Origin of the sequence: Microcella alkaliphila (assembly GCF_002355395.1) — a bacterium.
GTDB lineage: Bacteria > Actinomycetota > Actinomycetes > Actinomycetales > Microbacteriaceae > Microcella > Microcella alkaliphila_A.
The window spans coordinates 455,118-478,438 of sequence record NZ_AP017315.1 but is presented as its reverse complement, the minus strand read 5'-3'; the positions used below and the strand labels follow the sequence as shown (position 1 = coordinate 478,438).

Below are 23,321 nucleotides of genomic sequence, written 5' to 3'. Positions count from 1 at the left end.
CATCCCGAACCGACTGTCAGATCTGACTGCAAAGATGGGCCCGTGAGCGGCATGCAGCTGATCGACCCGAGCGCCATCATGTGGTCGGCGCCCGAAGCCGACCGGGCGGGGCGGCCGCTCATCGTGCTGCTGCACGGGTACGGCAGCAGCGAAGGCGACCTGTTCGGGCTCGCCCCCTACCTGCCCCTCGACGCCGTCATCGCCTCCCTGCGCGCGCCCCGCGCCGCCGGCCCCGGCTTCGCCTGGTACGACCTCGACCCCGAACTCAACGCCTCCCGCATCGACGGCGGCGACTCCGCCGCCCGCGGGATCCTGCACTGGCTCGACACCCAGAACCCCTCCAGCGTGGGCGTCATCGGCTTCAGCCAGGGCGGCGCCATGGCCGTGCACCTCATGCGCCACGCCCCCGAACGCTTCGCGTGGGCCGTCAGCCTCGCCGGCTTCGTCCTCGACGGCGATGCCCCGGCGGATGCCCGACTCGCCGCCCGGCGCCCGCCCGTCTTCTGGGGGCGCGGCACCGCCGACGAGGTCATCCCACCCCGCTTCGTCGAGCACGCCCAGCGCTGGCTGCCAAATCACGTCGACCTCACCGAGCGCATTTACGAGGGGCTCGGGCACGCCGTCAGCGAGTCTGAACTGAACGAGGTGCTGGCCTTCCTGAAGCAGCACCGACGCGAAACGCAGTCGTGACCGAGGCGCCCGACGCCGACACCGTCCTCGGCCGCTTCACCCCCGCGACCCGCGAGTGGTTCACCGGCGCATTCCCCGGCGCGACGGCCGCGCAGCTCGGAGCGTGGGACGCGACCTCCTCCGGCCGCCACGCGCTCGTCGTCGCCCCCACCGGCTCGGGCAAGACACTGGCCAGCTTCCTCTGGGCAATCGACCGTTTCGTGGCCGACCCGAGCGCCCGCGCCGCCGAGGCCGCGCGCGACGACGAGGGCGCCGCGCGCACCCGCGTCATCTACGTCAGCCCGCTGAAAGCCCTCGGCGTCGACGTCGAACGCAACCTCCGCGCCCCACTCATCGGCGTGACCGCGACCGCTGCCCGGCTCGGCACCCCCACCCCGCCCATCACGGTGGGCGTGCGTAGCGGCGACACCCCGACGCAAGAGCGCCGGGCCCTGCAGCGCACGCCCCCCGACATCCTCATCACCACCCCCGAGAGCCTGTACCTGATGCTCACCTCGTCGGCGCGCGAGACCCTCAGCGGCGTGACGACCGTCATCGTCGACGAGGTGCACGCCGTGGCCGGCACGAAGCGCGGAGCCCACCTCGCCCTCACTCTTGAGCGGCTCGACGCCCGGCTCGCCCGCCCCGCTCAGCGCATCGGACTGTCGGCGACCGTGCGCCCCGTCGACGAGGTCGCGCGGTTCCTCGGCGGACAGACCCCCGTGCAGATCGTGCAGCCGCCGAGCGCCAAGACGTTCGACCTGACCATCTCGGTGCCGGTCGATGACATGACGCAGCCGCCGCGAGCATCCGACGAGGACGACGACCCCGACGCGTCCGGCGCGCCCGCGAACCCGTCGATCTGGCCGCACGTCGAAGAGTCGATCGTCGACCGGGTGCTCGAACACCGCTCGACCATCGTGTTCGTCAACTCGCGGCGACTGGCCGAGCGGCTGACGGCGCGGCTCAACGAGATTTACGCGGAACGTGCGGACACGACTGACCTGCTCGCCCGGGCGCACCACGGCTCGGTCAGCAAAGACCAGCGCGCCGACATCGAGGACGACCTGAAGGCGGGGCGCCTACGCTGCGTCGTCGCGACCTCGAGCCTCGAGCTCGGCATCGACATGGGCGCCGTCGACCTCGTCATTCAGGTCGAATCTCCGCCGAGCGTCGCGAGCGCACTGCAGCGCATCGGCCGCGCCGGGCACCAGGTCGGCGAGGTGAGCCGCGGCGTGCTCGTGCCCAAGCACCGCATGGACGTCTTGCACGCGGCCGTCACCGGCGAACGGATGCTCGCGGGCCTCATCGAGGAGCTGCGGGTTCCGGCGAACCCGCTCGACGTGCTCGCCCAGCAGACCGTCGCCCACGTCGCGCTCGAGCCGGCCGACATCGACGAGTGGTTCGACCAGGTGCGCCGGAGCGCCCCGTTCGCGTCGCTCCCGCGCTCGGCCTACGAGGCGGTGCTCGATCTGTTGAGCGGCCGGTACCCGAGCGACCGCTTCGCCGAACTGCGGCCCCGCATCGTGTGGGACCGCGTGCACGGCACCCTCACCGGGCGGCCCGGCGCGCAACGGCTGGCGGTCACGAGCGGCGGCACGATTCCCGACCGCGGCCTGTTCGGCGTCTTCCTCGCCGGCGACGGGCCCGGCCGCCGCGTGGGCGAACTCGACGAGGAGATGGTCTACGAGTCGCGCGTCGGCGACGTCATCGCGCTCGGCGCGACCAGCTGGCGCATCGACGAGATCACCCGCGACCGCGTCATCGTCACCCCCGCCTTCGGCCAGCCGGGCAAGGTTCCGTTCTGGAAGGGCGACGGCCTCGGTCGCCCCGCCGAGCTCGGGCGGGCGCTCGGGGCGACGACGCGCGAACTGGGGGCCGCAGACAGCGGTGAGCGCCGCATCCGCCTCGCCGCCGCGGGCCTCGACGAGCGCGCGATTACGAACCTCGAGGCCCTCCTCGTCGAGCAGATCGCCGCCACGGGGCACCTGCCGAGCGACACGACCCTCGTCGTCGAGCGCTTCCGCGACGAGCTGGGCGACTGGCGGCTCGTCATGCACTCGCCGTACGGGCTCGGCGTGCACGCGCCGTGGGCGCTCGCGGTGTCGGCGCGCATCCGCGAGCGGCACGGCGTTGACGGGGCCGCGATCGCGGCCGACGATGGCATCGTCGTGCGGCTGCCCGACACCGACGCCGAACCGCCCGGCGCCGACCTCCTCCTCTTCGACGCCGACGAGCTGACGCAGCTCGTGACCGCCGAGGCGGGCGGCTCGGCACTGTTCGCGAGCCGCTTCCGCGAGTGCGCGGCGCGCGCGCTGCTGCTGCCGCGGCGCGACCCCGGCCGCCGCAGCCCGCTGTGGCAACAACGCCAGCGGGCCGGGCAGCTGCTGGAGGTTGCGCAGGAGTTCCCCGACTTCCCCATCACGCTCGAGACGCTGCGCGAGGTGCTGAGCGACGTCTACGACCTGGATGCGCTCACCGCGCTCGCAACGCAAATCGCGCAGCGCTCGGTGCGGGTCGTCGAGGTCGAAACGCCGTCGCCGTCGCCGTTCGCCCGCTCGCTGCTGTTCGGCTACGTCGCCGCGTACCTGTACGAGGGAGACAGTCCGCTCGCGGAGCGCCGGGCGGCCGCGCTCAGCATCGACTCGACGCTGCTCGCCGAACTGCTCGGCCGCGCCGAGCTGCGCGAGGTGCTCGACGCCCGCGTCATCGCCGATGTCGAGGCTGAACTGCAGCGGCTCGCCCCCGAGCGGCGGGCCCGCGATACGGAGGGCGTCGCCGACCTGCTGCGCCTGCTCGGTCCGCTGTCGGACGACGAGGTGCGGCTGCGATCGGTGAACGGGCTCGATGTCGACGCGGCGCTTGCCGAGCTGACCCGCGCGAACCGGGCGGTCGCGGTGACGATCGCCGCGCATCCCCGATTCGCCGCCGTCGAAGACGCGGCCCGCCTGCGCGACGCTCTCGGCACCCCCGTGCCCATCGGGGTGCCGACCGCGTTCCTCGAACAGGTGCCCGACCCGGTCGGCGACCTCGTTGCCCGCTACGCCCGCACGCACGGGCCGTTCGCGCTCGCGGACGTCGCCGAGCGCTACGGCATGGGAACAGCGGTGGTGCGGGATGCGCTGCGTCGCCTGGGCGCGGATCGTCGCGTCATCGAGGGCGAGTTCCGTCCCGACGCCGCGGGTTCCGAGTGGATCGACGCCGAGGTGCTTCGCCGGCTGCGCACCCGCAGCCTCGCGGCCCTGCGCAAAGAGATCGAGCCGGTGAGCGCCGGGTCTCTCGGGCGGTTCCTGCCCGCGTGGCAGCACGTCGGCGGCAGCCTGCGCGGCATCGACGGGGTGCTGCAGACCATCGAGCAGCTGCAGGGCGTCGCGCTGCCGGCAAGCGCCTGGGAGTCGCTCGTTCTGCCCGCTCGCGTGCGCGACTACTCGCCGGCCTGGCTCGACGAGCTCACCGCGTCGGGCGAGGTCGTGTGGGCGGGCGAGGGCGCACTGCCGGGCAATGACGGCTGGCTCAGCCTGCACCTGGCCGAGCTCGCACCGTTGAGCCTGCGGCCGCCGGGCGCCGACGAGGTGAGTGAGCGGCAGCAGCGCATCGTCTCGCTGCTCGAGGGCGGCGGCGGATACTTCTTCCGGCAATTGGCCGGCGCACTGCACGACGCCGACGACGCGGGGCTCGTCACTGACCTGTGGAGCCTCGTCTGGTCGGGGCACCTCACCAACGACACGATCGCCCCGGTGCGCGCGCTGCTCGGGTCGACAACGAGCCGCACGGCGGGAAAGCGGCGGGCACCGCGGGCGCGCTCGCGCACGATGGGCGGGTACGCGCGGCCATCGGGCTCCGGGATGCGCGGATCGGCGGCCGTCGGCGGCTCGGCTCTGTCGGCCCGCACCGGCCCACCCACCGCGGCCGGGCGCTGGGCGCTGCTGCCCGAGCGCGACGACGACGTCACGCGGCGCACCGCGCACCTCGCCGAGAGCCTGCTCGAGCGGCACGGCGTCGTCACCCGCGGTGCGGCTCAGGCCGAAGACGTCGCCGGCGGTTTCGCCCTGCTCTACACGGTGCTCGCCCGGCTCGAAGAGGCGGGGCGCGTGCGCCGCGGCTACTTCGTCGAACACCTCGGCGCCGCCCAGTTCGGCACGCCGGCAACGGTCGACCGGCTGCGCACGTTCACCCGCGACCCCGACGCCGCCCCCGCCCTGCAGGCGGTCGTGCTCGCCGCGACCGACCCCGCCAACCCCTACGGCGCGGCCCTGCCCTGGCCCGACGCGCGCGTCGACGCGGCCGCCGAAGCACGCGGCGAGTCGACGAAGCACCGCCCGGGGCGCAAGGCCGGCTCGCTCGTCGCCCTCGTTGACGGGCACCTCGCCGTCTACCTCGAACGCGGCGGCAAGAGCGCCCTGACCTTCACCGACGACGAGGCTGAACTCGCCGCCGCCGCGACGGACCTGGCGACGACCGTGCGGGCGCGGCTGCGCAGCCTGCGAGTCGAACGGGTCAACCAGCACAGCGTGTTCGGCACGCCCCTCGCCGACGCGCTCACCGCCGCGGGATTCGTCGCAACCCCGCAGGGCCTCCGATTGAGGGTGTGACGCCGTGCCCGAGGGAGACACCGTCCACCGCGCTGCCCGGCGGCTCGACGCGGCACTCACCGGCAAGCTGCTCACGCGCTGCGACGTGCGCGCGCCGCAGCACGCCACCGTCGACCTGAGCGGCGAAACCGTCGAGGGCACGGAAGCGTTCGGAAAGCACCTGGTCACACGGACGGCGACCACGAGCATCCATTCGCATGTGAAGATGGAGGGCGTCTGGCACGTATACCGGCGCGGCGATCGGTGGCGACGCCCCGCCTTCGAAGCCCGCATCGTGCTCGAGGCCGGCGACGTGCAGGCCGTCGGCTTCGCGCTCGGCCAGCTCGACCTCGTGCCGCGCGCCGAGGAGGGCACGCTCATCGACCACCTCGGGCCCGACCCGCTGCGCGACGAGTTCGACCGCGACGAGGCGCTCGCCCGGCTGACCGCCGACCCCGAGCGGCCGATCGGGCTTGCCCTGCTCGACCAGCGGGTGATCGCCGGGCTCGGCAACGACTACCGCAACGAGACGCTGTTTCTGCGGGGCGTGCTGCCCGAGACCCCGGTCGGGGAAACCGACGCGGCCGCCGCGCTCGACCTCGCCGTGCGGCTCATTCGCGCCAACCGCGACCGCAACGAACGCACGACCACCGGCGACACCCGACGCGACAAGCGCCTGTGGGTCGCCCACCGCGACCGCAAGCCGTGCCGGCGCTGCGGCACGCCGATCCGGCGCGGGCTGCTCGGCGAGGACGCGCTCAGCGAGCGCATCACCTGGTACTGCCCGAGCTGCCAGCGGTAGGCGACCCCGCCGCTAGTAGCGGAACAGGCTCTGCCAGTTGCGACCGTCTGCGTCGGAGACGAGGGCCAGGCTCGTGTCGGCGATCGCGATGCGGCCGCTCGCGGTGACGGCGATCGCTTCCGGCAGGATCGGTGACTCTCCCACCGCCGACCACTCGCGGCCGTCTGCCGACACGTGAATGGCGCCCTCCGTGTCGATGCCGACGACGCGCGGGAGCGCCGCATCCGCCTCGTTGTTGGCGAGCAGCACGAGCAGCGGAGCCCCGTCAACCTGCTCAAACGTGGCGCCGCCGTCGGTGGAGGCGACGAGTCCGTCGGCGGTGGTGCCGAGTAGCGTCACGCCGTCCGGCGCCCAGGCCAGACTGCGAATCGGAGTGACAGCGCCCGTGCTCCACGTCGCGCCGCCGTCATCGCTCAGGAAGACGCCGCCGGTCGCCGAATCCCAGCCGGCCACGCGGCTACCGTGCGCCGCCATGGCGTGGAAGTCGACCTCGCCGTCGAGCGCGATCACCGAGGTGGTGCCGTCGTCGGCGAACGCCACAACGCCCAGGTTCGCGGGGCCCGGCTCACCCTCGGCCGGGTGGCCGGAAAACAGGATGCTGTCGCTCACGCGGGCCATGCCCATCGCGTCACCCTGCCACTCGCCGACGCGCGCCGCCTGCGCCGACCCGTCGTCAACAAGCTCGGCTGCGTAGATGCCGTAGTGCGTCGCAATGCGGGCGACACCGGCACGCTCGTCGACGTCGAGGGCGTGGACGTGCGTCACCCCGGGATCGACGGCCGCCGCCTCCGGCGCCGGCGCGAAGCCGTCGGGGCTGAGTCCGTCGGGCGGCGCACACGCCGTGAGCACGAGCGCGGTCGCGGCGACCGCTCCGAGAGCGGCGAGAGCTGAGGCACGGCGCGCGGTCACCGGTCCAGCCATTCGGTCATGAGCTCGATCTCGGCCTGCTGCGAGGCGATGATGTCGTCGACGAGGGCGCGCACATCCGGGTGGCGGCCGTTGTCGATCACGTCACGCGCCATGTCGATCGCACCCTCGTGGTGGGCGATCATCTGCCGCAGGAACAGTACAACGGCCTCATCGCCCTCGGCGTCACGCAGCTCGTCGAGTTCGGCCTCCGACAGCATGCCGTCCATGCCGCCGTGGCCGCCGTGGCCGCCGGCCATGTCACCCATCTCGGGCATGCCCCAATCGCGCAACCACGAGCGCATCCGTTCGATCTCGGGGCCCTGCTCGGCGGCGATCTGCTCGGCAAGCTCGCGCAGCTCGGCAGGCATACCGTCCTTCGCGAGCAGGATCTCGGACATCTCGATCGCCTGCTCGTGGTGCGGAATCATCATCTGCACGAACATGACGTCGGCCGGGGCGGGCGAGGGGGCACCGTCGTCGACGGAGGGGGTGGGGGTCGCGGAACCCCCGGGGCTTGCGGCGGGAGTGCACGCCGCGAGCACGGGAGTGAGGGTCAGCGCGGCGGCAAGAGCGAACGCCGCAGACGTGCGCGAAATACGCATGGGAACAACCTTTCGTGGGAGGGGAGGTGACAGGTCGGTGGCTCGAGCGCGTGCTCGAGAGCCACCGTCACCTCCGCAGCACGCAGAGTTGATCGAGAGGAGGCGGTGCGGGCTCGGCGCTGGAGTGCGGTGTCACGGTGCGCGGAGCGTCCACGGGATGTAACCCGACGAGCCCGGGTGCGGGAGGGGCGTAGCGCAGCGACGCGAGCAGCGCGACGACGAGCGCCGCGCATCCCATGAGCAGCAGGCTGTGATCGTGCCCGTGCTCGTGCTCGTGCTCGTGCTCAGATTCGAGGCCGTGATGATGGGGCTCGCCGACGGGGGCCTCGCTGGTCGCCGCGGCGGGATGCTCGTGGACGGTCACGACGTGGCTGTCGCTTCCGATGTGGTGCGACACCATCGCGACGCCAGCGACGGCGAGCGCCATCGCGGCGGCCAGTCGCGCGATGCGCGTCAGGATCGACATACCCACGGGAGGTATTGTGCCACGCTGCCCTGGGTATCGACAGCGGCGGCAGTCGTGTCAATCACCGTCGAGCTCGCGCACCGGGGTCGACTTCGGGGGCGCGCGGTGCGGCCGATCGCTGGGCGCCAGGCGAGGACGAGGACGACACGCGGGATGCCGCAGCCTGCACCGCGCTCTGGCCCGACGGCGATGCGGGCTCCTGGGGTGCGGGGCGGTCGGCGAACGGTGCCGATTGAGGTCAGAGTAACCCGCATACCCGGGCGTGAGGCGAGCGGCCCGGTAATCTCACGGGATGCCGCGTGCCCACCTGCGCCCCCTTCTCGGGATGCTCGCCGCAGCTCTCACGGTCGGCCTCGGCGGCTGCGCCCTCCTCACCGAGTTCGACCAGCGGTCGAACGGAATCGACGGCCGCCCGACCGGAGTGGTGGCGTCGATCACCGACGGCGACACGTTGCGGCTGGTGGTCGACGGCGAGGAGTTGCGCGTGCGCCTCATCGGGATCGACACCCCCGAACTGCGGCCGGCTCCCGAGTGTTTTGCCGACGAGGCGACAAACGCTCTCGCCCGGCTGGCGCCGGTGGGCACCCGCATCGGCTTCGAGTACGACATCGACCCGCAGGATCGGTTCGAGCGCGAGCTGATGTATCTGTTCGCCGCTGACGGCACGTTCATCAACCTCGCCCTCGTCGAGGAGGGCTATGCGCGCGAGCTGCACTACGCGCCGAATTTCCGCTACCGCGACGAGATCCTCGTCGCCGAGGCGGCCGCCCAGGCGGGCGGGCTCGGGCTGTGGGGTGCCTGCCTGTAGGGATGGGCTGGGCGTGACGCATCGTTGAGGTGGGGTCGACTACCGACGTGTGACATGCATCCCCTTCTCGGACCGACCCTCGGGTTGCTCGTTATCAGTGCGGCAGCGGCGGCGATGGCTTTTGTCGCGAGCAGGGACGCTCTGCGTCACAACCAGAGAATCGGCATTCGCACGAAGGCGACGCTTGCATCCGCCGACGCATGGATCGCCGGGCACCGCGCCGATCGTCGGCTACGTGGCCACGGTCACCTTTCTTGTGCGCGGCGTCTTCGCTGCAGATCGCGCCGCAGGCGCCGTGTGAGCCGGAGTAGGTGGTGTGAGCCGCGAACTCCCCACCGCGGTCGTGTCGACGGGGCCAAAGGCACGGCAAAGAGTGTGGCGCACATGCAACGTAGCGCGTGCGACGCAACCTTCGGCGTGCATTCGATCGGGGTTTCAGCGTCGGGACGGTGACGTTGTGCTCCACGATCTGGTCGACCCGGAAAGGTGCGCCGGGGTCACAGCGACTGCTCTGCTGTAGGAGTTCCTACAGCAGAGCAGTCGGGCGGGGTGCGGGGTCGGGGTCGGGTGCTCGTGCGGGTATGGGGGCGGGCGTAAGGCGACAGTTGAGTTCGAGCATGACGGCTCGCGGGGACGAGGCTCGACGTTCGAGGCTCGCCGTGCGGAAGCCGGCGCTCACGGCACCACGTGTGCCGCCGCGCACGCGCAACGTTGCGCGTGGGCGTGCGCGGCAACGTTCGGCGTGTGTCAGCGCGCGAGCGGCTCGATCAGGTGCGGGCCGTCGCCGCGCAGCGGCGCGACCGGGTGCAGCTCGAGCCGCTCGAGCACGGCCTCGCTCTCGGCGACCATCGCATCCACCAGCGCCTGGTCGCCCTCGACCGTCGGGTCGAGCCACTCGTCGACCAGCTCGCGAGGCAGCATCACCGGCGCCCGATCGTGGATGCTCGCCGCCGGTCCCGACGCGGCGCGCGTCAAGATCGTGGCCGTCAGCATCCACGGCACCGGCTCCTGCCCGTCGGCCACCGGCGGCCGCCACCACGAGTACAACCCCGCGAACGACAGCTCGCCCTCCACCGGGTCGTGAATGTAGTGCGGCGTCTTCACCGGCTTGCCGTCGGCTCCCGTCACGGTGTGCCACTCGTAGTAGCCGTCAGCCGGCAACAAGGCCCGCGAGCGCACCAGCGCCCCGGAAAATGTGCGCTTCTCGCTCACCGTCTCGCTGCGGGCGTTGAAGGTCGGGTACTTGCTCGTCAGCTCCGTCGCCCAGCGGGGCACGAGTGACCACCGCGCGCTCGTCACGAGCCGACTGGGCGGCACCTCGTCGGGGTCGGTCTTCGACAGCCGGTCAACGACGATCGGCACCTGCTGGGTGGGGGCGATGTTCCAGCTCGCGGGCATCGCGACGTCATCGACTTCGTCCGCCTCGAAGTAACGGCCGAGTTCCTCACCGCTCTTCGTATTCGCGTACCGACCGCACATCAGCGACGCGGCGGACGCACCCGACGCGCCCCGTGCATCCCCGCCCTCAGACCTCGTAGTCGACGGTCGCCCGGTCGATCATCAGCGAGCGCACGATCGTCGCGGCCTCGATGTGCGCGGGGTGGTTGGCGTACACGGCGAGCGCCTCACGGTCGTCGTGCTCGCTGATCAACACGGCGTGCCAGTTGGCCTCAAGCAGCCCGATGTCGGCGCCGACCGTCAGCGACCGCAACCCGGGGATCACCCCCACAAGCGCCTCCAGCGGCGCGGCAAAACGCCGGATATCGGCGGCCCGCTCAGCCTCGCTCGACCCCAGACGGAAGAACACCACGTGGCGGATCATGCTGTTTTCTCCTTCAGCGCCAGGCGCAGGCGCGACTCGTCGACGCGCCAGATGGAATGCACGGCACCATCGACCATCACCACGGGGATCTCGTCCCAGTGGCGGGCGTTCAACGCCTCGTCGGTGGTGATGTCGCGCTCAACCAGCTCGGCCTGGGGCTCATCTGCGACGACCCGCTCGACGATCGGGCGGGCGTCGTCGCAGAGGTGACACCCGGGCTTCGTGAGCAGGAGGACCTCGATGCGCGACACAGGGCAAGCCTACGCCCGTGCCTAGACTGGACGCTGATGGCCGCTATCGACGACGACGCGACGACCGGGGAAACTCCGAGCGCTCCCCCGAGCCCAACCCCGATTCTCGCCTTCTTCGACGTCGACAACACGCTCATGCGCGGTGCGAGCGTGTACCACCTCGGCTGGGCGGCGTGGAAGCGCGGCTACGTGACGTGGCGCGACATCCTGCGCTTCACCTGGAAGCAGATGCGCTTCATCGCCGTCGGCGAGAACCACCGCCACCAGCTGGCGGTGCGCGACCGGGCGCTCGAGTTGATCGAGGGCCACACGATCGAGGAGCTCGAATCCCTCACGGTCGAAACCTACGAAAAGCGCATCGAGAAGCTGCTGCTGCCGGAAACCGTCGGCCTCGCCCAAGACCACCTCGACAAGGGCCACGAGGTGTGGCTGATCACGGCGACCCCGGAGGCGTGCGCACGCGTCATCGCTGAGCGGCTCGGACTGACGGGCGCGATCGGCACGCGCATCCGCGACGTCGACGGCATCTTCACGGGCGAGCTGCTCGGCCACGTGATGCACGGCACCGAGAAGGCTCTCGCGGCCAAAGACCTCGCCGTCGACAAGCACGCCCGTCTCGACGACTGCTGGGCGTACTCCGACTCGCGCAACGACATCCCCCTGCTCGAGCTGGCCGGCAACCGCGTCGTCGTGAACCCTGATGCGGCGCTGAAGCGGTACGCGCGCGCCCGAAGCTGGCCGATCATCACGGCGGGTGCGGCGAGCATCCGCGCCCAGCGGCGACGGGTGCGCCGCGAGGCGCGCGCCGTCGCTAACCACGCCCGCTAACGCCGAAGCGCCCCGCCGATTCGGCGAGGCGCTGGCTGTCGGGCGCTAGGCCCTACTTCTTGTTGCGACGCTGGTGACGCGTCTTCCGCAGCAGCTTGCGGTGCTTCTTCTTGGCCATCCGCTTGCGGCGCTTCTTGATAACAGAACCCATACAAATCCTTTGATCGAATGAACGAACGGACTCACGGTCCGTTCAGAACCGCGTCGATAACCGGGAGAGTCTATCGCAGTCGGGAGGCGCGCCGCAGACGGGACGGTCAGCCGACGTCGCTGAGGCCCGGGCGAATCGCGTCGGCGACGGCCGACTCGGGGATTCGGAACGACCGCCCGAAGCGGATCGCCGGCAGCTCGCCCGCGTGCACCATGCGGTAGACGGTCATGGTCGACACGCGCATCATCTCGGCGACCTCAGCCACCGTGAGGAAGCGAACCTCCGAGAGATCGCGAGTCATCTGTCGTCCTGTCGATTAACCGACGGCGCGGACCTGCATGCCCGTGCGCCGTGTTCACAGTAGGGGCTGGTGTGACGTAAGTAAAGACGCCAAAACAGGGGGTGACTCGGCCGACCGTGGAGGTCAGTCTTTGCGCCAGGGCAGGCGCTTCACGACCGTCTCCTGTGCGTCGTGCAGTCTGTCGCCCACGACGTGCAGGCGCTCCTGCGCCTCGTGGATGACCGTGCGGGCCTGGTGGGAGGCGTCCGCCGCCGCCCGACCGATTGTGCTCGCCGGGCCGGTCAGGTCGACGCCCGCCCAGGCCGCGAACGCTGCGCCGCCCTCGCCGTGTTCCTCGTCGAAGTCGACCGTCAGGAAAGGAATCAGGAAGTCTTCGACGTCTTCCAGCGGCGTCGAGTCGAGGCGGTAGTAGCGATGCTGGCCTTCCTCCCGCACCTGGACGAGGCCGATGTCGCGCAGCACCTTCAGGTGCTTTGACACCGTCGGCTGGGTCGCATCCATGCGGTCGACCAGCTCGCTGACCGCGAGCTCACCCTCCTTGTTGTCCGGCGACAGGGTTGCGTCGAGCAGGTGCCCGAGCAGCTCGCGGCGGGTAGCGTCGGCGATCACAGTGAAAATGTCGGCCATGTCACCAGGCTAGTTGAGCCGGGGCCGGGAGTACCATCTCACCAGGCTAGTTGAGCCGGGGCCGGGAGTACCATGTCGACCGGCCGAATGGGCCAAGGAGGCACAGCATGGCCGCAGGTCCGCACGTGCGACCGGTGATGACACCGGGACGCGGCGTTCCCGCTTCGGTGCCCGCGCGCATCCAAGCGTTTGTCGATCGCCACCTGGTGTCGTCGCCCGCCCGCTTCGCCATCGTCATCTTCACCACGCTGATTCTGATCTTCACCGCGCTGCTCGCCCTGCCGATTTCGAGCGCGAGCGGCGAGCCCACCCCCATCGCGGATGCGCTGTTCACGGCGGTCTCAGCGATCTGCGTCACCGGGCTGGTCACCCTCGATATGTCGACCCACTGGTCGGCGTTCGGGCACGGCGTCGTGCTGCTCGCCTTCCAGGTGGGCGGCATCGGCGTGCTGACGCTCGCGAGCGTGATGGGCCTCATCGTGTCGCGCCGCCTGGGGCTGCGCGCGAAGCTGCTCGCGGTGAACGACGCGAGCCAGTCGCGCGTCACCTCGGGCGCCGGCAACGACTCGCAGGCAATCCGTATTGGAGAGATTGGCGGCCTGCTCGGCACGGTCGCCCTCAGCACGCTCGTCATCGAGCTAGCGCTGTTTGCGTCCATCTTCCCCCGCCTGCTCACGGCCGGCTTTTCGCTCTGGGACTCGACGTGGCAGGGCTTTTACCTGGCCGCATCCGCTTTCACGAACACGGGCTTCGTCCCTCTGGTCGACGGCATGGAGCCGTTCGTCTCCGACCCCTGGATGCTGCTGACGATCGCCGTCGGGGTCTTCCTCGGCTCCGTGGGCTTCCCGGTGATTTTCGCGCTGTTCCGCCTCGCGCGGTTTCGGGCACGGCTTGGCGTGCACGCCAAGCTGACGCTGTTCACGACGCTCATTCTGATCGTGCTCGGCACGATGCTGATCATGGTGCTCGAGTGGAACAACGGCAGCACCATCGGCGGGCAGTCCCCCGTCGATCGGCCTCTCAACGCCTTCTTCCTGTCGGTCATGACCCGCTCGGGCGGCTTCAGCCCGATCGACGTCGGCGCCATGAACGGCTCGACCCTGCTCGGCATGAACATGCTGATGTTCGTCGGCGGCGGGTCGGCGTCGACCGCGGGCGGCATCAAGGTGACGACGCTCGCCGTGCTGTTCTTGGCGGCCTTCGCCGAGGCACGCGGTGTGAAAGACATGGAGGCATTCGACCGACGGATTCCTGTCGATGTGCTGCGCGTCTCCGTGTCGATCGTGCTGTGGGGCGCGACGATCGTGGCGACCTCGTCGATCATTGTGCTGCACATCACGAAGGCACCGCTCGATTACGTCTTGTTTGACGTCATCAGTGCGTTCGCGACGTGCGGCCTGTCGACCGGGCTCACGAGCAACGAGCTGCCCGACGCCGCGAAGTACACGCTGGCCGCGACCATGTGGGCGGGCCGCGTTGGTACAGTGACGCTCGCCGCTGCGCTCGCCGCGAGCCAGCGACGCCAACTGTTCCGCCGAGCTGAAGAGAGGCCCATCGTTGGTTGAACGCATTCGGCGCGACGCCCCCGTTCTCGTCATCGGACTGGGGCGCTTCGGCGCCGCGACCGCCGGACAACTGCAGCGCCAGGGCCGCGAAGTGTTGGGCGTCGACGAAGACCACGTGCTCGTGCAAAAGTGGGCCGATCGCATCACCCACACGGTGCAGGCGGATGCGCGGTCGATCGACGCGTTGCAGCAGATCGGCGCGCAAGACTTCTCGATCGCGGTCGTCGCGACCGGTTCGTCGATCGAGTCGAGCGTTCTCATCACGGCAAACCTGGTCGACCTGAAGGTGCCGCAGATTTGGGCGAAGGCGATCAGCCAGTCGCACGGCAAGATCTTGGCCCGCATCGGGGCGAACCACGTCATCTACCCCGAGCGCGAGGCCGGCGAGCGAGTTGCGCACCTGGTCTCGGGGCGCATGATCGACTTCATCGAGTTCGACGACGACTTCGTGATGGTGAAGATGTACCCGCCGAAGGCGATTCGCGGGCTGTCACTGACCGACTCGCAGGTGCGCACGAAATACAACATCACCGTGGTCGGCGTGAAGAGCCCCGGCAAGCCGTTCACCTATGCCACCGAGCAGACGGTGGTGTCAAACCACGACCTCATCATCTGCTCGGGCACCGAGCGCGACATTGACCGTTTCGCCTCGCTCGACGACTGAGGGGATGGGGGTGCTCGGCGCCCCACCCCGAGTCGCTGCGGCCTAGCCGCCGGAGGCGAGCTCGCGGGCGCGGGCGAGTGCCGCCTCGGCCGCGCGGGTGAATAGCGCGCTCAGCTCGGCGCCCTGCAGCACGCCCACCGCCTGCTCGGTCGTGCCCTTCGGGCTCGTGACGCGGTGGCGCAGTTCCTCGGGATCCTCCCCCGACGCCTCCAGCAGCGCCGTAGCGCCGATGAACGTCTGCTCCGCCAAGAGCCTCGCCACGTTTTCGTCGAACCCCATCGCCTGCGCAGCGCGGGTGAACTCCTCGATCAGCAGGAACACGTAGGCCGGGCCCGACCCCGAGATGGTCGACAGCGCGTCGATCTGCGACTCGGGCAGCTCGACCACCGTCCCCACGAGGCGGAACAGGTCGTCGGCAAGCGCCAGGTGCGCGGCCGTCGAGCGGGCTCCCCCGCTGACCCCCGTCACCCCCCGACCCACCAGGGACGGCGTGTTCGGCATGGCCCGCACTACCGGGTTGGGCGCCGCGGCCTCCATGGCCGTGGTCGTGATGCCCGCCGCGACGCTCACCACGAGCGCCGCCGGGTCGAGCGTCGGCGCGAGCTCCCCGAGCACCGCGACGATCTGCGCCGGTTTCACCCCGAGCACCACGACTCCGGCACCGGAGACCGCCCATGCGTTCGCGTCGCTGTCGTGCTCGACGGCGCGCGCCTCGACTCCGTCGGCGCGGAGGGCCGCCGCCGAAGCCTCCGACCGGGTGGTCACCCGCACGCGAACGTCGGGCGCGCCCGCCCGCAGGCCGGCCAGGATCGCACCGCCCATCGAACCGGTGCCGATGATCGCGATCGGGGGAAGGCTGCCAGGTGCACTCATGCCACGAGTGTAGGTTGGGGGCACTCGAACGGGAGGATGCGGAATGACCGACCACGACGGCCGCGAGACCACGACCGAGACCACGACGGCGGCAACGGGGTCGAGCGCCCGGCCAGTCGACCCCGACCAGGCCATGGCCATTCGCGAGGTGCTCGTCGGCACGGCCGGTGTGCAGAGCGTCGGCGAGGTCGTCGTGCACCGCCTCGAAAAGGGTGACGTGCTTGTCACGGCGACCCTCGGTTTCGGCCGCCGCACGCCCGTCGCGGACGTCGTCGCCGTGCTCGGCGAGGTGAAGGCCGGCATCCGCGCCGCCCTTCCCGACGCGCGCACGATCGTGCTCGAGCCCGAGGTCGCCGCCCCGCGCGCCGACGTCGACCCGCCGACCGACACGATCATCATCCGCGGGGCGGACTGACGCGACGCACCCCACTTTCTCAACCACGCTCGCTAGGCTTGAGGCATGGAGTTCCTCTACCAGTTCCTCGTCGTCGGCCACTTCATCGGCCTGGCCGCGATCGTCGGCCCCTTCCTCGTGCAGATGCGCAAGAACAGCGACTTTGCGGTCACCGCCGTGTTCGGGGGTGCGATTACGCAACTGATCACGGGCATCCTGTTGACGGGGGTCGCGGAGGGCATCGACCGCGACCTCGACTACACGAAGATCATCGTGAAGCTCGCCATCGCGCTCGTCGTCTTCGTCGCCGCCCTGCTCGGCTGGCTGCGCGCCCGCAAGAACGGCAACGATCGCACGATCAAGCCGTTCTTCCACGCGGCTGGCGGCCTCGCGCTCATCAACATCGTTCTCGCCGTCTTCTGGTGAGTGGATGCGCGGCGCACGCCCTCGAGGTCAGCGCCGCGTATTGAAAAACTCGCGCAACAGCGTCGCCGCGTCGTCGGCCATGACACCGCCGACGACCTCGTTGACGCGAAACGGCAGCCGGCGTTCGCGGAGCAGGTCGACGACCCCGCCCGCGGCGCCGGCCTTGTCGTCGTACGCGCCGAACACAACCCGCGGAATCCGCGCGGCGAGGATGGCGCCCGCGCAGAGAACGCACGGTTCGAGGGTGACGACGAGCGTGCATCCAGTCAGTTGCCAGTCGCCCGTGGCGCGCGCCGCCTCACGGAGGGCGATCACCTCGGCGTGCGCGGTCGGATCGCCCAACGCCTCGCGTTCGTTGCGTCCTCGGCCGATGATCTGACCCCGAGCGTCGACGACGACGGCGCCCACCGGAACGTCGCCGGTCGCGAGCGCGTCGCGTGCCTCCGCGAGCGCCTCACGCATCGCGGCCAGGTCGGCGTCGGACACCGCGGTCATGGCCACCTCCGTTAGATTGAGCCTATGCGAGTGCACGTAGCGGACCACCCTCTCATCACCCACAAGCTGACGGTCCTGCGTGACGCACGCACGCCCTCGCCGACGTTCCGCGCGCTGACGAGCGAGCTCGTGACACTGCTCGCGTACGAGGCAACCCGCCAGGTGCGCACGCACGAGGTCACCATTCAGACCCCGGTGGCCGAGACCGTCGGGCTTGCGATCAGCGAGCCGCGGCCGCTCATCGTGCCGATCCTGCGCGCGGGCCTCGGCATGCTCGAGGGCATGACGGCGCTCATGCCGAGCGCCGAGGTCGGCTTCCTCGGCATGGTGCGCAATGAGGAGACCCTCGAGCCGAGCGTGTATGCCGAGCGCCTTCCCGACGACCTGTCGAACCGGCAGTGCTTCGTGCTCGACCCGATGCTCGCGACGGGCGGTTCACTGCTGTCGGCGATCCAGTACCTGTTCGACCGGGGCGCGGTCGACGTCACCGCGGTGTGCATCTTGGGGGCCCCCGAGGGCGTTTCCGCCGTCGAGAAGGCGGTCGAGGGCCGCGATGTCACGCTCGTACTCGGCGCGCTCGACGAGCGCCTCAACGAGCACGGCTACATCGTGCCGGGCCTCGGCGACGCCGGCGACCGGCTGTACGGCACGGCCGGCTGAGCGGCGCGCGCTCACTTCTCGCCGGCTGCGCGTCTAGACGGATGCACGGCTCGGCGACTTGACGCTCTGCTTGGATGAACGAAATACTCAGAAGCATGACCGCCCTCGCTCTCGCCCGCACCGCCGTTTCGGCCGGGGAGACCACGCGCATGATGATGCGCGCCGCGGTCGTGCACGCCTGTCGAATGTGCTCCTGATGAGATCCCGCGCGCCGCGACCGTCGCCTGCGCGCATCCATCACACTTTTGAAGGACACATCGACCCATGACCTTTTCGCCCACTCCCCCCACGTCTGGCCCCGCCGCGACCGCGCCCGGGGTCAACCCGCAGCGTCGTGCCGCCGCCGCGCCGCCGCAGACCGAGCCCCGCGGCTTCGTGCTCTACGTCGGCCTCGACGAGAAGAAGGCCGCGGCCGCCGGCATCGACCTCGGCCGCCTCGTGACCGAGCTGAAGAGGGTGACGAGTCAGCTTGCGCCCGCCGCCGAGACGCACGCCGCCGTCGCCCTCGCCCCCGTCGGCGCGGGCGGGCGCGACCTCGAGGTGGTGCGCCTGGCCATGCAAGACCCGGCCGCACTGTCGCGCTACCGCGGCGAGAGCGAGAAGACGCCCGTCGACGAGGGCGTCATCGTCGACATCTCACGCAAGCGCGTCGTGCTCGACGGTGAGACCGCGCAGCTCACCTACAAGGAGTTCGAGCTGCTGCAGTACTTCGTGCTGCGCGAGGGCCGCACGATCGACCGCAACGAGCTCATTTCAGCCCTCTGGGCCGAGGGCGTCGAGCACGAGGGAGAGGTGCCGAACGAGCGCACCATCGACGTGCACGTGCGGCGACTGCGGGCGAAGCTCGGGGCGTACGAAGAGATCGTGCGCACGGTGCGCGGGGCCGGGTATCGCTTCGACCGGCACGCCGACGTGACGGTGCGCTACGCGTCGACGCCGTCGCCCGACACGTTCTGACGGGTGCCCCCGTCGCGTTCGGCGACGAGGCGTTCGAGCAGTTCGAGCTGCCGCCGATTGATCTCGATCAACTCCTGAATCTCGCGCTCGGCAGCGACGTTGGTGTCGTAGTCGTGTTGGGCGAGTGACGCCGAGATCGCGTCTTGCCGCTTGGCGGCGATGAGGAGGATCGCGCCCTGCAGGTAGGCCCAGACGACCATCAGCCCGAGGAACGAGAACACGAACGGCCAGCTCCCCATGCCGTTGCGCAGGATGTCGGCCGCCCGCTGACCGGTCGTGCGGTCGCGGGTGGTGCGGGTGTGCCAGTTGGTGAGAGGTCGCGTCATGCCGCTGACGTTAGGGGCCGGCGGATGCGCGCGGCAAGACCCCTCGTCGGGTGCAGCAGGTAGACGGTGAAGAACACGATCGCGTTGACGACAACGACGGCGCCGCCGGAGGCGACGTCGAGGTAGTAGCTGGTGGCGACGCCGACCAGGCTGGAAGCGGCGGCGATGAGCGGGGCGATGACGAGCATCCTCTGAATGCGGTCGGTGAGTAGGCGCGCGGTGGCTCCGGGGATGATGAGCAGTGCGACGACGAGCACGACGCCGACGATCTGTAGGCCGACGACGGCGGTGAGGGCGAGGAGCCCTAAGAGCAGGGCCGATAGGCGGCGCGGCGAGAGCCCGATCGAATGGGCGTGCGCCGGGTCGAAGGCGAAGAGCGTCAGGTCGCGGCGCTTGACGATGAGCAGGGTGAGGGCGATGGCGCCGATGATGGCGATCTGCAGCAGGTCGGTCGGGCCCACGCCGAGGATGTTGCCGAACACGATGTGGCCAAGGTCGATCTGGCTGGGCGTGATCGAGACGAGGACGATGCCGAGCGCAAACAGGCTCGTGAAGACGATGCCGATCGCGGCATCCTCTTTGATGCGGGAGGTGTCGCGCACGATGCCGATGAGCAGCACGGCGAGCAGGCCGAAGACGAGGGCGCCGATCGCGAAGGGCGCGCCGAGGAGGTAGGCGAGCACGACCCCGGGCAGCACGGCGTGCGCGACGGCGTCACCCATGAGCGACCAGCCGATCAGCACGAGCCAGCAGCTCAGCACCGCGCACACGACGGCGGCGATGGTCGTGGCGGCGAGGGCGCGCAGCATGAACTCGTAGGTGAACGGTTCGAGGAGGAGGTCGAGCCACGTCATGCGCGGGCCTCCCCGGATTCGGCCGGCCGGGCGGCGTCGGCGTCGCGCGGCGAGTCGGTGTCGCGCGGCAGCCCGAATGCGCGGGCGAGCACCTCGGGGGCGAGCACCTCTCCGGGCGGCCCGTCGGCGACGAGGCGTCGGGCGAGCAGCACAACCCGGTCGGCCCGGTCCGGCAGCGTGGCGAGGTCGTGGGTCGAGACGAGCACGGTGGCGCCGGCCGCGGCGAGGTCGGCCAGCACGTCGGCGATGAGCCGCTCGCTGACGACGTCGACGCCCGCGTAGGGCTCGTCGAGCAGCAACACGTCGGCCTGCTGCGCCAGCGCCCGGGCGACGAAAACGCGGCGGCGCTGACCGCCCGACAGCGCGCCGATGGGCCGGTCGGTGAGGTCGCTCAGCTGCACGCGCGCGAGGGCGTCGGCGACGGCGTCGCGATCAGCCGCGCGCAGCCGGCGGGTCACGCCGAGCCGCCCGTATCGCCCCTGCGCGATGACGTCGGCGACGGTGAGGGGGAAGTCGGGGTCGACCCCGTCTGACTGCGGCATGACGGCGACCCGGCCGGCGCGGCGCGCGGCGTCGGGGGCGCCGCCTAGCACCTCGACCCGGCCGCGGCGGGGGCGGAGGCGACCCGTGATCGCGCCGAAGAGGGTCGATTTGCCGGCCCCGTTCATCCCGACGAGCGCGGTGACCGCCGCCGGGGCGACGGCGAGCGTGACGTCGTCGAGGGCGGTGACCGCGCCGTAGCGCACGGTCACCGAGTCGAGGCGGATGCTCGCGGTCGCGCTCACGAGGTCAGCCCCGTCGCGATCGTCTCGGCCGCGTGGCGCAGCAGGGCGAGGTAGCTGGGCACGGGACCGTCGGGGTCGGAGAGGGAGTCGACGTAGAGGGTGCCGCCGAACCGCGCGCCCGTGTCGGCGGCGACCTGCAGCATCGCGTCGGCCGACACGGTCGACTCGCAGAAGACCGCGGGCACCTCGCGCTCGCGCACCGTGTCGATCACGGCGGCGACGCGCTGCGGCGTGGCCTGCTGGTCGGCGTTGACGGGCCACAGGTAGGCCTCGTCGAGTCCGAGGTCGCGGGCGAGGTACGAGAAGGCTCCCTCGCAGCTGACGAGCACGCGCTCGGTGGTGGGCACGCGCTCGATCGAGGCTGCAAGCTCTGAGGCGACGGCGTCGAGTTCGGCTGAATAGTCGGCGGCGCGCTCGGCGTAGTGGTCGGCGCCCGCGGGGTCGAGCTCGGCGAGGGCGGCGGCGATCCGCTCGACGTAGTGCTGCCCGGCAACCGGCGACATCCAGGCGTGCGGGTTCGCCTCATCGGTGCCGGCGATCGACACGGGGTCGAGGCCGTCGCTGAGAGTGACGCTCGGGGCGTCGACGTCGGCGATGAACTGCGCAAACCACGCCTCAAGGCCGAGGCCGTTTTCGATGACGAGGTCGGCGCCGCGCGCCTGACGCAGGTCGCCCGGGGTCGGCTCGTAGCCGTGAATCTCGGCGCCGGGGCGGGTCACCGAGCGCACCTCGACGCGGTCGCCGGCGACCTCGCGCACCATGTCGGCGATCACCGTGAAGGTGGTCAGCACGAGCGGGCGTTCGGACGCCGGGTCGTCGGATGCGCGGGGATCGTCACCGCCGGACGGCCCCGTCGGCGCGCACCCCGCCGCGAGCGCGACGAGCGCCGCGGTCGCGACCGCGAGCATCCCGCGCAGATTTTTCGGCATACCGAAAAATGTACTCCGGTCAGGCTGTGTGCGCGATTCGACGACGCTCAGTGGCTCGCGTCGTTGCTGACGTCGCGGAGGGCGGTCTCGATGGCTGCGTCAAAGCCGAGCGCGTCGGTGAGGGCGGCCTGCTGCCGCATCGAGGCGGCGGTCGCCGTGAGCGCCTCGGCGAGGCGGCGTGCCGCCGGATCGTCTGTCGCGCGCATCTGCCCAGTCTGCGGTCACCGCCTGACCGATGCGTGAGATCGGAGTCGTTGCTATCGTCGATTCAGGCGCCTCGGCGCCCTCGCGCAGTCGATGACGAAGTGCTCGTCTGACACATTCGCGGAGAGGACTGACCCCGGTCAGGACACGTCCGCGGTGGAGATTGCGCAACCGCCCCGACCCCGGGCCGGTTGTGTGCACCCAGCCGCGAATGCGGCGCGAGAGAAAGGCGGGCCCTCATGCCCACGACCGACAAAGCCGCCGACGACCTGCAGGCCGTGCTTGACAAGATCGCGAGCTGGCCCGAGCCATTCCCCGAGATCGGCAGGCAACTGCACGACACGATCCTCAGCGCGGGCCCGAAGCTGAAGCCGCGCCTCTGGTACGGCGGGTGCGGGTACGCAACCGGGCGCAGCACCCCGGTCGTCGTCTTCGTGCGGGTCGACGACGGAGTCATGTCGTTCGGGGTGACCGAAAAAGGCACCTCCGAGCGCGAAGACGGGTCGCTGCTGCGGCCGGCCGCCTGGTACGTCGACGAGATGGATGCGCGCACCCTCGACCGCGTCGCCGACCTGGTGCGCGCCGCGTTCGCGTGACCACGGGATGCGCGTGACCGGGCCAGCCCCGCGCATCCACTGTCAGCAGATTCATCGAAAAATAACGTTCCGGTAACTAGACACCGTTACCTTCCCGTTATATATTTCTAGAGCGTCAACCGTTTGCTGTGGCGGTAGACGCGGAATGTGATTGCAGGACACTCTTGGTGCAAGGGAGAGGCCCGACCGTTTGCCTCGACGGTCGGGCCTCAATCACGTTAAGCGCTCCCCGCAACGCCCGCCTGTGACGAATCATCACCGCGCGCGTCGCGCGACACCATGCAAGTGAATAGAGTTACCTCCATGGCGGAGAAGTCGCTCGCAGTGGACGCATGGGAGGCGCTGTTTCGCGCCCAGGTGTCGGTGCTGCGCCAGCTGAGCGCAGAGTTCCCGACGACCGAGATCTCGTTCACCGAATACGACGTGCTCTTCAACCTGAGCCGGGCACCCGAGCGCAGCCTGCGCATCCGCGATCTGATTCCGCACCTGCTGCTCAGCCAGCCGAGCGTGAGCCGCCTGCTCGAGCGCCTCGCCACTCGCGGACTCGTCACGAAGCAGACCGACCCCACCGATGCCCGCGGCACCATCGTCACCCTCACCGACGAGGGGCACACGCTGTTCCGGCGGGTCGCCGTCGCGCACGCCGACTCCATCTCGCGCCGGGTCGGCGGATCGCTCGACGCCGACGAGCTCGCACAGCTGACCGCGCTGTGCCGGAAGCTGCGCGACGGGGCGAGCTGAGCATCCCGTCGACGCATCGCGGGTCGCGGCGAACTGTCGGAAAGC

At 70.6% G+C, this 23,321-nt stretch carries 29 protein-coding genes; 13 read left to right on the top strand and 16 right to left on the bottom strand.

Features of this window, described 5'->3' with window-relative positions; all coding sequences use genetic code 11:
• Positions 1-51: 51 nt before the first annotated feature.
• The 3 genes from CPY97_RS02245 to CPY97_RS02235 are packed head-to-tail and all read left to right on the top strand — an operon-like array spanning position 52 to position 6,042.
• Positions 52-690 (top strand): alpha/beta hydrolase, encoded by a 639-nt coding sequence (locus CPY97_RS02245; RefSeq protein WP_096423285.1) that lies wholly within the window; start codon positions 52-54, stop codon positions 688-690.
• A complete protein-coding gene (locus tag CPY97_RS02240; protein ID WP_096420463.1) occupies positions 687-5,261 on the top strand; it encodes a DEAD/DEAH box helicase in 4,575 nt (1,524 codons plus the stop codon). Before CPY97_RS02245 ends, CPY97_RS02240 begins: the two co-directional genes overlap by 4 nt.
• A gap of 4 nt (positions 5,262-5,265) precedes the next feature.
• Positions 5,266-6,042: a DNA-formamidopyrimidine glycosylase family protein gene (locus tag CPY97_RS02235; protein WP_096420461.1), complete on the top strand. Its 777-nt coding sequence runs from the start codon at positions 5,266-5,268 to the stop codon at positions 6,040-6,042.
• A gap of 12 nt (positions 6,043-6,054) precedes the next feature.
• Here the strand turns inward: CPY97_RS02235 and CPY97_RS02230 are convergent, their stop codons facing one another.
• The 3 genes from CPY97_RS02230 to CPY97_RS02220 form a co-directional block, all read right to left on the bottom strand.
• Positions 6,055-6,951, bottom strand: coding sequence for a WD40/YVTN/BNR-like repeat-containing protein (locus tag CPY97_RS02230; RefSeq protein WP_150129164.1), 897 nt, complete (start codon positions 6,949-6,951; stop codon positions 6,055-6,057).
• The gene (locus CPY97_RS02225; RefSeq protein WP_096420457.1) at positions 6,948-7,553 is read right to left on the bottom strand and encodes a DUF305 domain-containing protein; all 606 of its coding nucleotides are present in this window, start codon (positions 7,551-7,553) and stop codon (positions 6,948-6,950) included. Before CPY97_RS02225 ends, CPY97_RS02230 begins: the two co-directional genes overlap by 4 nt.
• A 67-nt stretch (positions 7,554-7,620) precedes the next feature.
• Complete coding sequence (locus CPY97_RS02220; RefSeq protein WP_096420455.1) at positions 7,621-8,025, bottom strand: hypothetical protein; 405 nt, start codon at positions 8,023-8,025, stop codon at positions 7,621-7,623.
• Between the two features lie 286 nt (positions 8,026-8,311).
• Between CPY97_RS02220 and CPY97_RS02215 the strand changes: the two genes are divergently transcribed.
• Positions 8,312-8,827, top strand: coding sequence for a thermonuclease family protein (locus tag CPY97_RS02215; protein WP_096420453.1), 516 nt, complete (start codon positions 8,312-8,314; stop codon positions 8,825-8,827).
• Between the two features lie 747 nt (positions 8,828-9,574).
• Here CPY97_RS02215 and CPY97_RS02210 read toward each other — a convergent pair.
• From CPY97_RS02210 to CPY97_RS02200, 3 genes are read right to left on the bottom strand one after another with little or no spacing between them, the layout of a single operon-like run.
• Complete coding sequence (locus CPY97_RS02210) at positions 9,575-10,306, bottom strand: SOS response-associated peptidase (protein WP_096420451.1); 732 nt, start codon at positions 10,304-10,306, stop codon at positions 9,575-9,577.
• A gap of 46 nt (positions 10,307-10,352) precedes the next feature.
• Complete coding sequence (locus CPY97_RS02205; protein ID WP_096420449.1) at positions 10,353-10,649, bottom strand: Dabb family protein; 297 nt, start codon at positions 10,647-10,649, stop codon at positions 10,353-10,355.
• On the bottom strand, positions 10,646-10,900 hold the full coding sequence (locus CPY97_RS02200; protein ID WP_096420447.1) for a glutaredoxin family protein: 255 nt from the start codon (positions 10,898-10,900) through the stop codon (positions 10,646-10,648). The genes CPY97_RS02205 and CPY97_RS02200 overlap by 4 nt, the downstream gene beginning before the upstream one ends.
• A gap of 36 nt (positions 10,901-10,936) precedes the next feature.
• Between CPY97_RS02200 and CPY97_RS02195 the strand changes: the two genes are divergently transcribed.
• Entirely contained in the window at positions 10,937-11,728 is a 792-nt protein-coding gene (locus CPY97_RS02195) for an HAD family hydrolase (RefSeq protein WP_096420445.1), read from the top strand.
• A gap of 52 nt (positions 11,729-11,780) precedes the next feature.
• On the opposite strand, the gene CPY97_RS02190 is transcribed toward CPY97_RS02195, so the two are convergent.
• The 3 genes from CPY97_RS02190 to CPY97_RS02180 form a co-directional block, all read right to left on the bottom strand.
• Positions 11,781-11,879, bottom strand: a complete 99-nt coding sequence (locus tag CPY97_RS02190; RefSeq protein WP_003792170.1) for a 30S ribosomal protein bS22 — start codon at positions 11,877-11,879, stop codon at positions 11,781-11,783.
• A gap of 106 nt (positions 11,880-11,985) precedes the next feature.
• Positions 11,986-12,180: a helix-turn-helix domain-containing protein gene (locus CPY97_RS02185; protein ID WP_096420443.1), complete on the bottom strand. Its 195-nt coding sequence runs from the start codon at positions 12,178-12,180 to the stop codon at positions 11,986-11,988.
• Positions 12,181-12,303: 123 nt separating this feature from the next.
• A complete protein-coding gene (locus tag CPY97_RS02180) occupies positions 12,304-12,807 on the bottom strand; it encodes an ArsR/SmtB family transcription factor (RefSeq protein ID WP_096420441.1) in 504 nt (167 codons plus the stop codon).
• 107 nt (positions 12,808-12,914) lie between these two features.
• Between CPY97_RS02180 and CPY97_RS02175 the strand changes: the two genes are divergently transcribed.
• Both CPY97_RS02175 and CPY97_RS02170 read left to right on the top strand, forming a co-directional pair.
• Positions 12,915-14,372 carry a TrkH family potassium uptake protein gene (locus CPY97_RS02175; RefSeq protein ID WP_231924011.1) on the top strand — a complete coding sequence of 486 codons (1,458 nt, stop codon included), beginning with the start codon at positions 12,915-12,917 and terminating at the stop codon, positions 14,370-14,372.
• The gene (locus CPY97_RS02170; protein ID WP_096420439.1) at positions 14,365-15,036 is read left to right on the top strand and encodes a potassium channel family protein; all 672 of its coding nucleotides are present in this window, start codon (positions 14,365-14,367) and stop codon (positions 15,034-15,036) included. The genes CPY97_RS02175 and CPY97_RS02170 overlap by 8 nt, the downstream gene beginning before the upstream one ends.
• Positions 15,037-15,078: 42 nt before the next feature.
• Here CPY97_RS02170 and proC read toward each other — a convergent pair whose 3' ends face one another.
• The gene (proC, locus tag CPY97_RS02165) at positions 15,079-15,909 is read right to left on the bottom strand and encodes a pyrroline-5-carboxylate reductase (protein ID WP_096420437.1); all 831 of its coding nucleotides are present in this window, start codon (positions 15,907-15,909) and stop codon (positions 15,079-15,081) included.
• 43 nt (positions 15,910-15,952) lie between these two features.
• Between proC and CPY97_RS02160 the strand changes: the two genes are divergently transcribed.
• Entirely contained in the window at positions 15,953-16,324 is a 372-nt protein-coding gene (locus CPY97_RS02160; RefSeq protein ID WP_096420435.1) for a hypothetical protein, read from the top strand.
• Between the two features lie 45 nt (positions 16,325-16,369).
• Positions 16,370-16,729 (top strand): hypothetical protein, encoded by a 360-nt coding sequence (locus CPY97_RS02155; protein WP_096420433.1) that lies wholly within the window; start codon positions 16,370-16,372, stop codon positions 16,727-16,729.
• 27 nt (positions 16,730-16,756) lie between these two features.
• On the opposite strand, the gene CPY97_RS02150 is transcribed toward CPY97_RS02155, so the two are convergent.
• A complete protein-coding gene (locus CPY97_RS02150; protein ID WP_419866110.1) occupies positions 16,757-17,224 on the bottom strand; it encodes a nucleoside deaminase in 468 nt (155 codons plus the stop codon).
• 24 nt (positions 17,225-17,248) lie between these two features.
• On the opposite strand from CPY97_RS02150, the gene upp reads away from it, so the two are divergent.
• Positions 17,249-17,884: a uracil phosphoribosyltransferase gene (gene upp / locus CPY97_RS02145; protein WP_096420431.1), complete on the top strand. Its 636-nt coding sequence runs from the start codon at positions 17,249-17,251 to the stop codon at positions 17,882-17,884.
• A 264-nt stretch (positions 17,885-18,148) separates the two neighbouring features.
• Positions 18,149-18,841, top strand: coding sequence for a winged helix-turn-helix domain-containing protein (locus CPY97_RS02140; RefSeq protein ID WP_096420429.1), 693 nt, complete (start codon positions 18,149-18,151; stop codon positions 18,839-18,841).
• Here the strand turns inward: CPY97_RS02140 and CPY97_RS02135 are convergent.
• The 5 genes from CPY97_RS02135 to CPY97_RS13360 are packed head-to-tail and all read right to left on the bottom strand — an operon-like array spanning position 18,808 to position 21,941.
• Positions 18,808-19,167, bottom strand: coding sequence for a DUF1003 domain-containing protein (locus CPY97_RS02135; protein ID WP_096420427.1), 360 nt, complete (start codon positions 19,165-19,167; stop codon positions 18,808-18,810). The two genes, CPY97_RS02140 and CPY97_RS02135, sit on opposite strands and share 34 nt — an antisense overlap.
• A complete protein-coding gene (locus tag CPY97_RS02130; RefSeq protein ID WP_096420425.1) occupies positions 19,164-20,021 on the bottom strand; it encodes a metal ABC transporter permease in 858 nt (285 codons plus the stop codon). Before CPY97_RS02130 ends, CPY97_RS02135 begins: the two co-directional genes overlap by 4 nt.
• A complete protein-coding gene (locus tag CPY97_RS02125) occupies positions 20,018-20,806 on the bottom strand; it encodes a metal ABC transporter ATP-binding protein (RefSeq protein ID WP_096420423.1) in 789 nt (262 codons plus the stop codon). The genes CPY97_RS02130 and CPY97_RS02125 overlap by 4 nt, the downstream gene beginning before the upstream one ends.
• Complete coding sequence (locus tag CPY97_RS02120; RefSeq protein ID WP_231924010.1) at positions 20,803-21,735, bottom strand: metal ABC transporter substrate-binding protein; 933 nt, start codon at positions 21,733-21,735, stop codon at positions 20,803-20,805. The genes CPY97_RS02125 and CPY97_RS02120 overlap by 4 nt, the downstream gene beginning before the upstream one ends.
• Before the next feature lie 47 nt (positions 21,736-21,782).
• Positions 21,783-21,941, bottom strand: a complete 159-nt coding sequence (locus tag CPY97_RS13360) for a hypothetical protein (protein WP_161494041.1) — start codon at positions 21,939-21,941, stop codon at positions 21,783-21,785.
• Between the two features lie 237 nt (positions 21,942-22,178).
• Between CPY97_RS13360 and CPY97_RS02115 the strand changes: the two genes are divergently transcribed.
• Positions 22,179-22,535: a hypothetical protein gene (locus CPY97_RS02115; RefSeq protein WP_096420419.1), complete on the top strand. Its 357-nt coding sequence runs from the start codon at positions 22,179-22,181 to the stop codon at positions 22,533-22,535.
• A gap of 303 nt (positions 22,536-22,838) precedes the next feature.
• Positions 22,839-23,276: a MarR family winged helix-turn-helix transcriptional regulator gene (locus tag CPY97_RS02110; protein ID WP_096420417.1), complete on the top strand. Its 438-nt coding sequence runs from the start codon at positions 22,839-22,841 to the stop codon at positions 23,274-23,276.
• The last annotated feature ends 45 nt before the right edge of the window (positions 23,277-23,321 follow it).

Coding starts and splice junctions, on each gene's coding strand:
- CPY97_RS02245 (WP_096423285.1), top strand. CDS start 52: ATGCAGCTGATCGACCCGAGCGCCATCATGTGGTCGGCGCCCGAAGCC.
- CPY97_RS02225 (WP_096420457.1), bottom strand. CDS start 7,553: ATGCGTATTTCGCGCACGTCTGCGGCGTTCGCTCTTGCCGCCGCGCTG.
- CPY97_RS02215 (WP_096420453.1), top strand. CDS start 8,312: ATGCCGCGTGCCCACCTGCGCCCCCTTCTCGGGATGCTCGCCGCAGCT.
- CPY97_RS02210 (WP_096420451.1), bottom strand. CDS start 10,306: ATGTGCGGTCGGTACGCGAATACGAAGAGCGGTGAGGAACTCGGCCGT.
- CPY97_RS02205 (WP_096420449.1), bottom strand. CDS start 10,649: ATGATCCGCCACGTGGTGTTCTTCCGTCTGGGGTCGAGCGAGGCTGAG.
- CPY97_RS02195 (WP_096420445.1), top strand. CDS start 10,937: ATGGCCGCTATCGACGACGACGCGACGACCGGGGAAACTCCGAGCGCT.
- CPY97_RS02190 (WP_003792170.1), bottom strand. CDS start 11,879: ATGGGTTCTGTTATCAAGAAGCGCCGCAAGCGGATGGCCAAGAAGAAG.
- CPY97_RS02185 (WP_096420443.1), bottom strand. CDS start 12,180: ATGACTCGCGATCTCTCGGAGGTTCGCTTCCTCACGGTGGCTGAGGTC.
- CPY97_RS02180 (WP_096420441.1), bottom strand. CDS start 12,807: ATGGCCGACATTTTCACTGTGATCGCCGACGCTACCCGCCGCGAGCTG.
- CPY97_RS02175 (WP_231924011.1), top strand. CDS start 12,915: ATGGCCGCAGGTCCGCACGTGCGACCGGTGATGACACCGGGACGCGGC.
- proC (WP_096420437.1), bottom strand. CDS start 15,909: ATGAGTGCACCTGGCAGCCTTCCCCCGATCGCGATCATCGGCACCGGT.
- CPY97_RS02160 (WP_096420435.1), top strand. CDS start 15,953: ATGACCGACCACGACGGCCGCGAGACCACGACCGAGACCACGACGGCG.
- CPY97_RS02155 (WP_096420433.1), top strand. CDS start 16,370: ATGGAGTTCCTCTACCAGTTCCTCGTCGTCGGCCACTTCATCGGCCTG.
- CPY97_RS02150 (WP_419866110.1), bottom strand. CDS start 17,224: ATGACCGCGGTGTCCGACGCCGACCTGGCCGCGATGCGTGAGGCGCTC.
- upp (WP_096420431.1), top strand. CDS start 17,249: ATGCGAGTGCACGTAGCGGACCACCCTCTCATCACCCACAAGCTGACG.
- CPY97_RS02140 (WP_096420429.1), top strand. CDS start 18,149: ATGACCTTTTCGCCCACTCCCCCCACGTCTGGCCCCGCCGCGACCGCG.
- CPY97_RS02135 (WP_096420427.1), bottom strand. CDS start 19,167: ATGACGCGACCTCTCACCAACTGGCACACCCGCACCACCCGCGACCGC.
- CPY97_RS02130 (WP_096420425.1), bottom strand. CDS start 20,021: ATGACGTGGCTCGACCTCCTCCTCGAACCGTTCACCTACGAGTTCATG.
- CPY97_RS02120 (WP_231924010.1), bottom strand. CDS start 21,735: ATGCCGAAAAATCTGCGCGGGATGCTCGCGGTCGCGACCGCGGCGCTC.
- CPY97_RS13360 (WP_161494041.1), bottom strand. CDS start 21,941: ATGCGCGCGACAGACGATCCGGCGGCACGCCGCCTCGCCGAGGCGCTC.
- CPY97_RS02115 (WP_096420419.1), top strand. CDS start 22,179: ATGCCCACGACCGACAAAGCCGCCGACGACCTGCAGGCCGTGCTTGAC.
- CPY97_RS02110 (WP_096420417.1), top strand. CDS start 22,839: ATGGCGGAGAAGTCGCTCGCAGTGGACGCATGGGAGGCGCTGTTTCGC.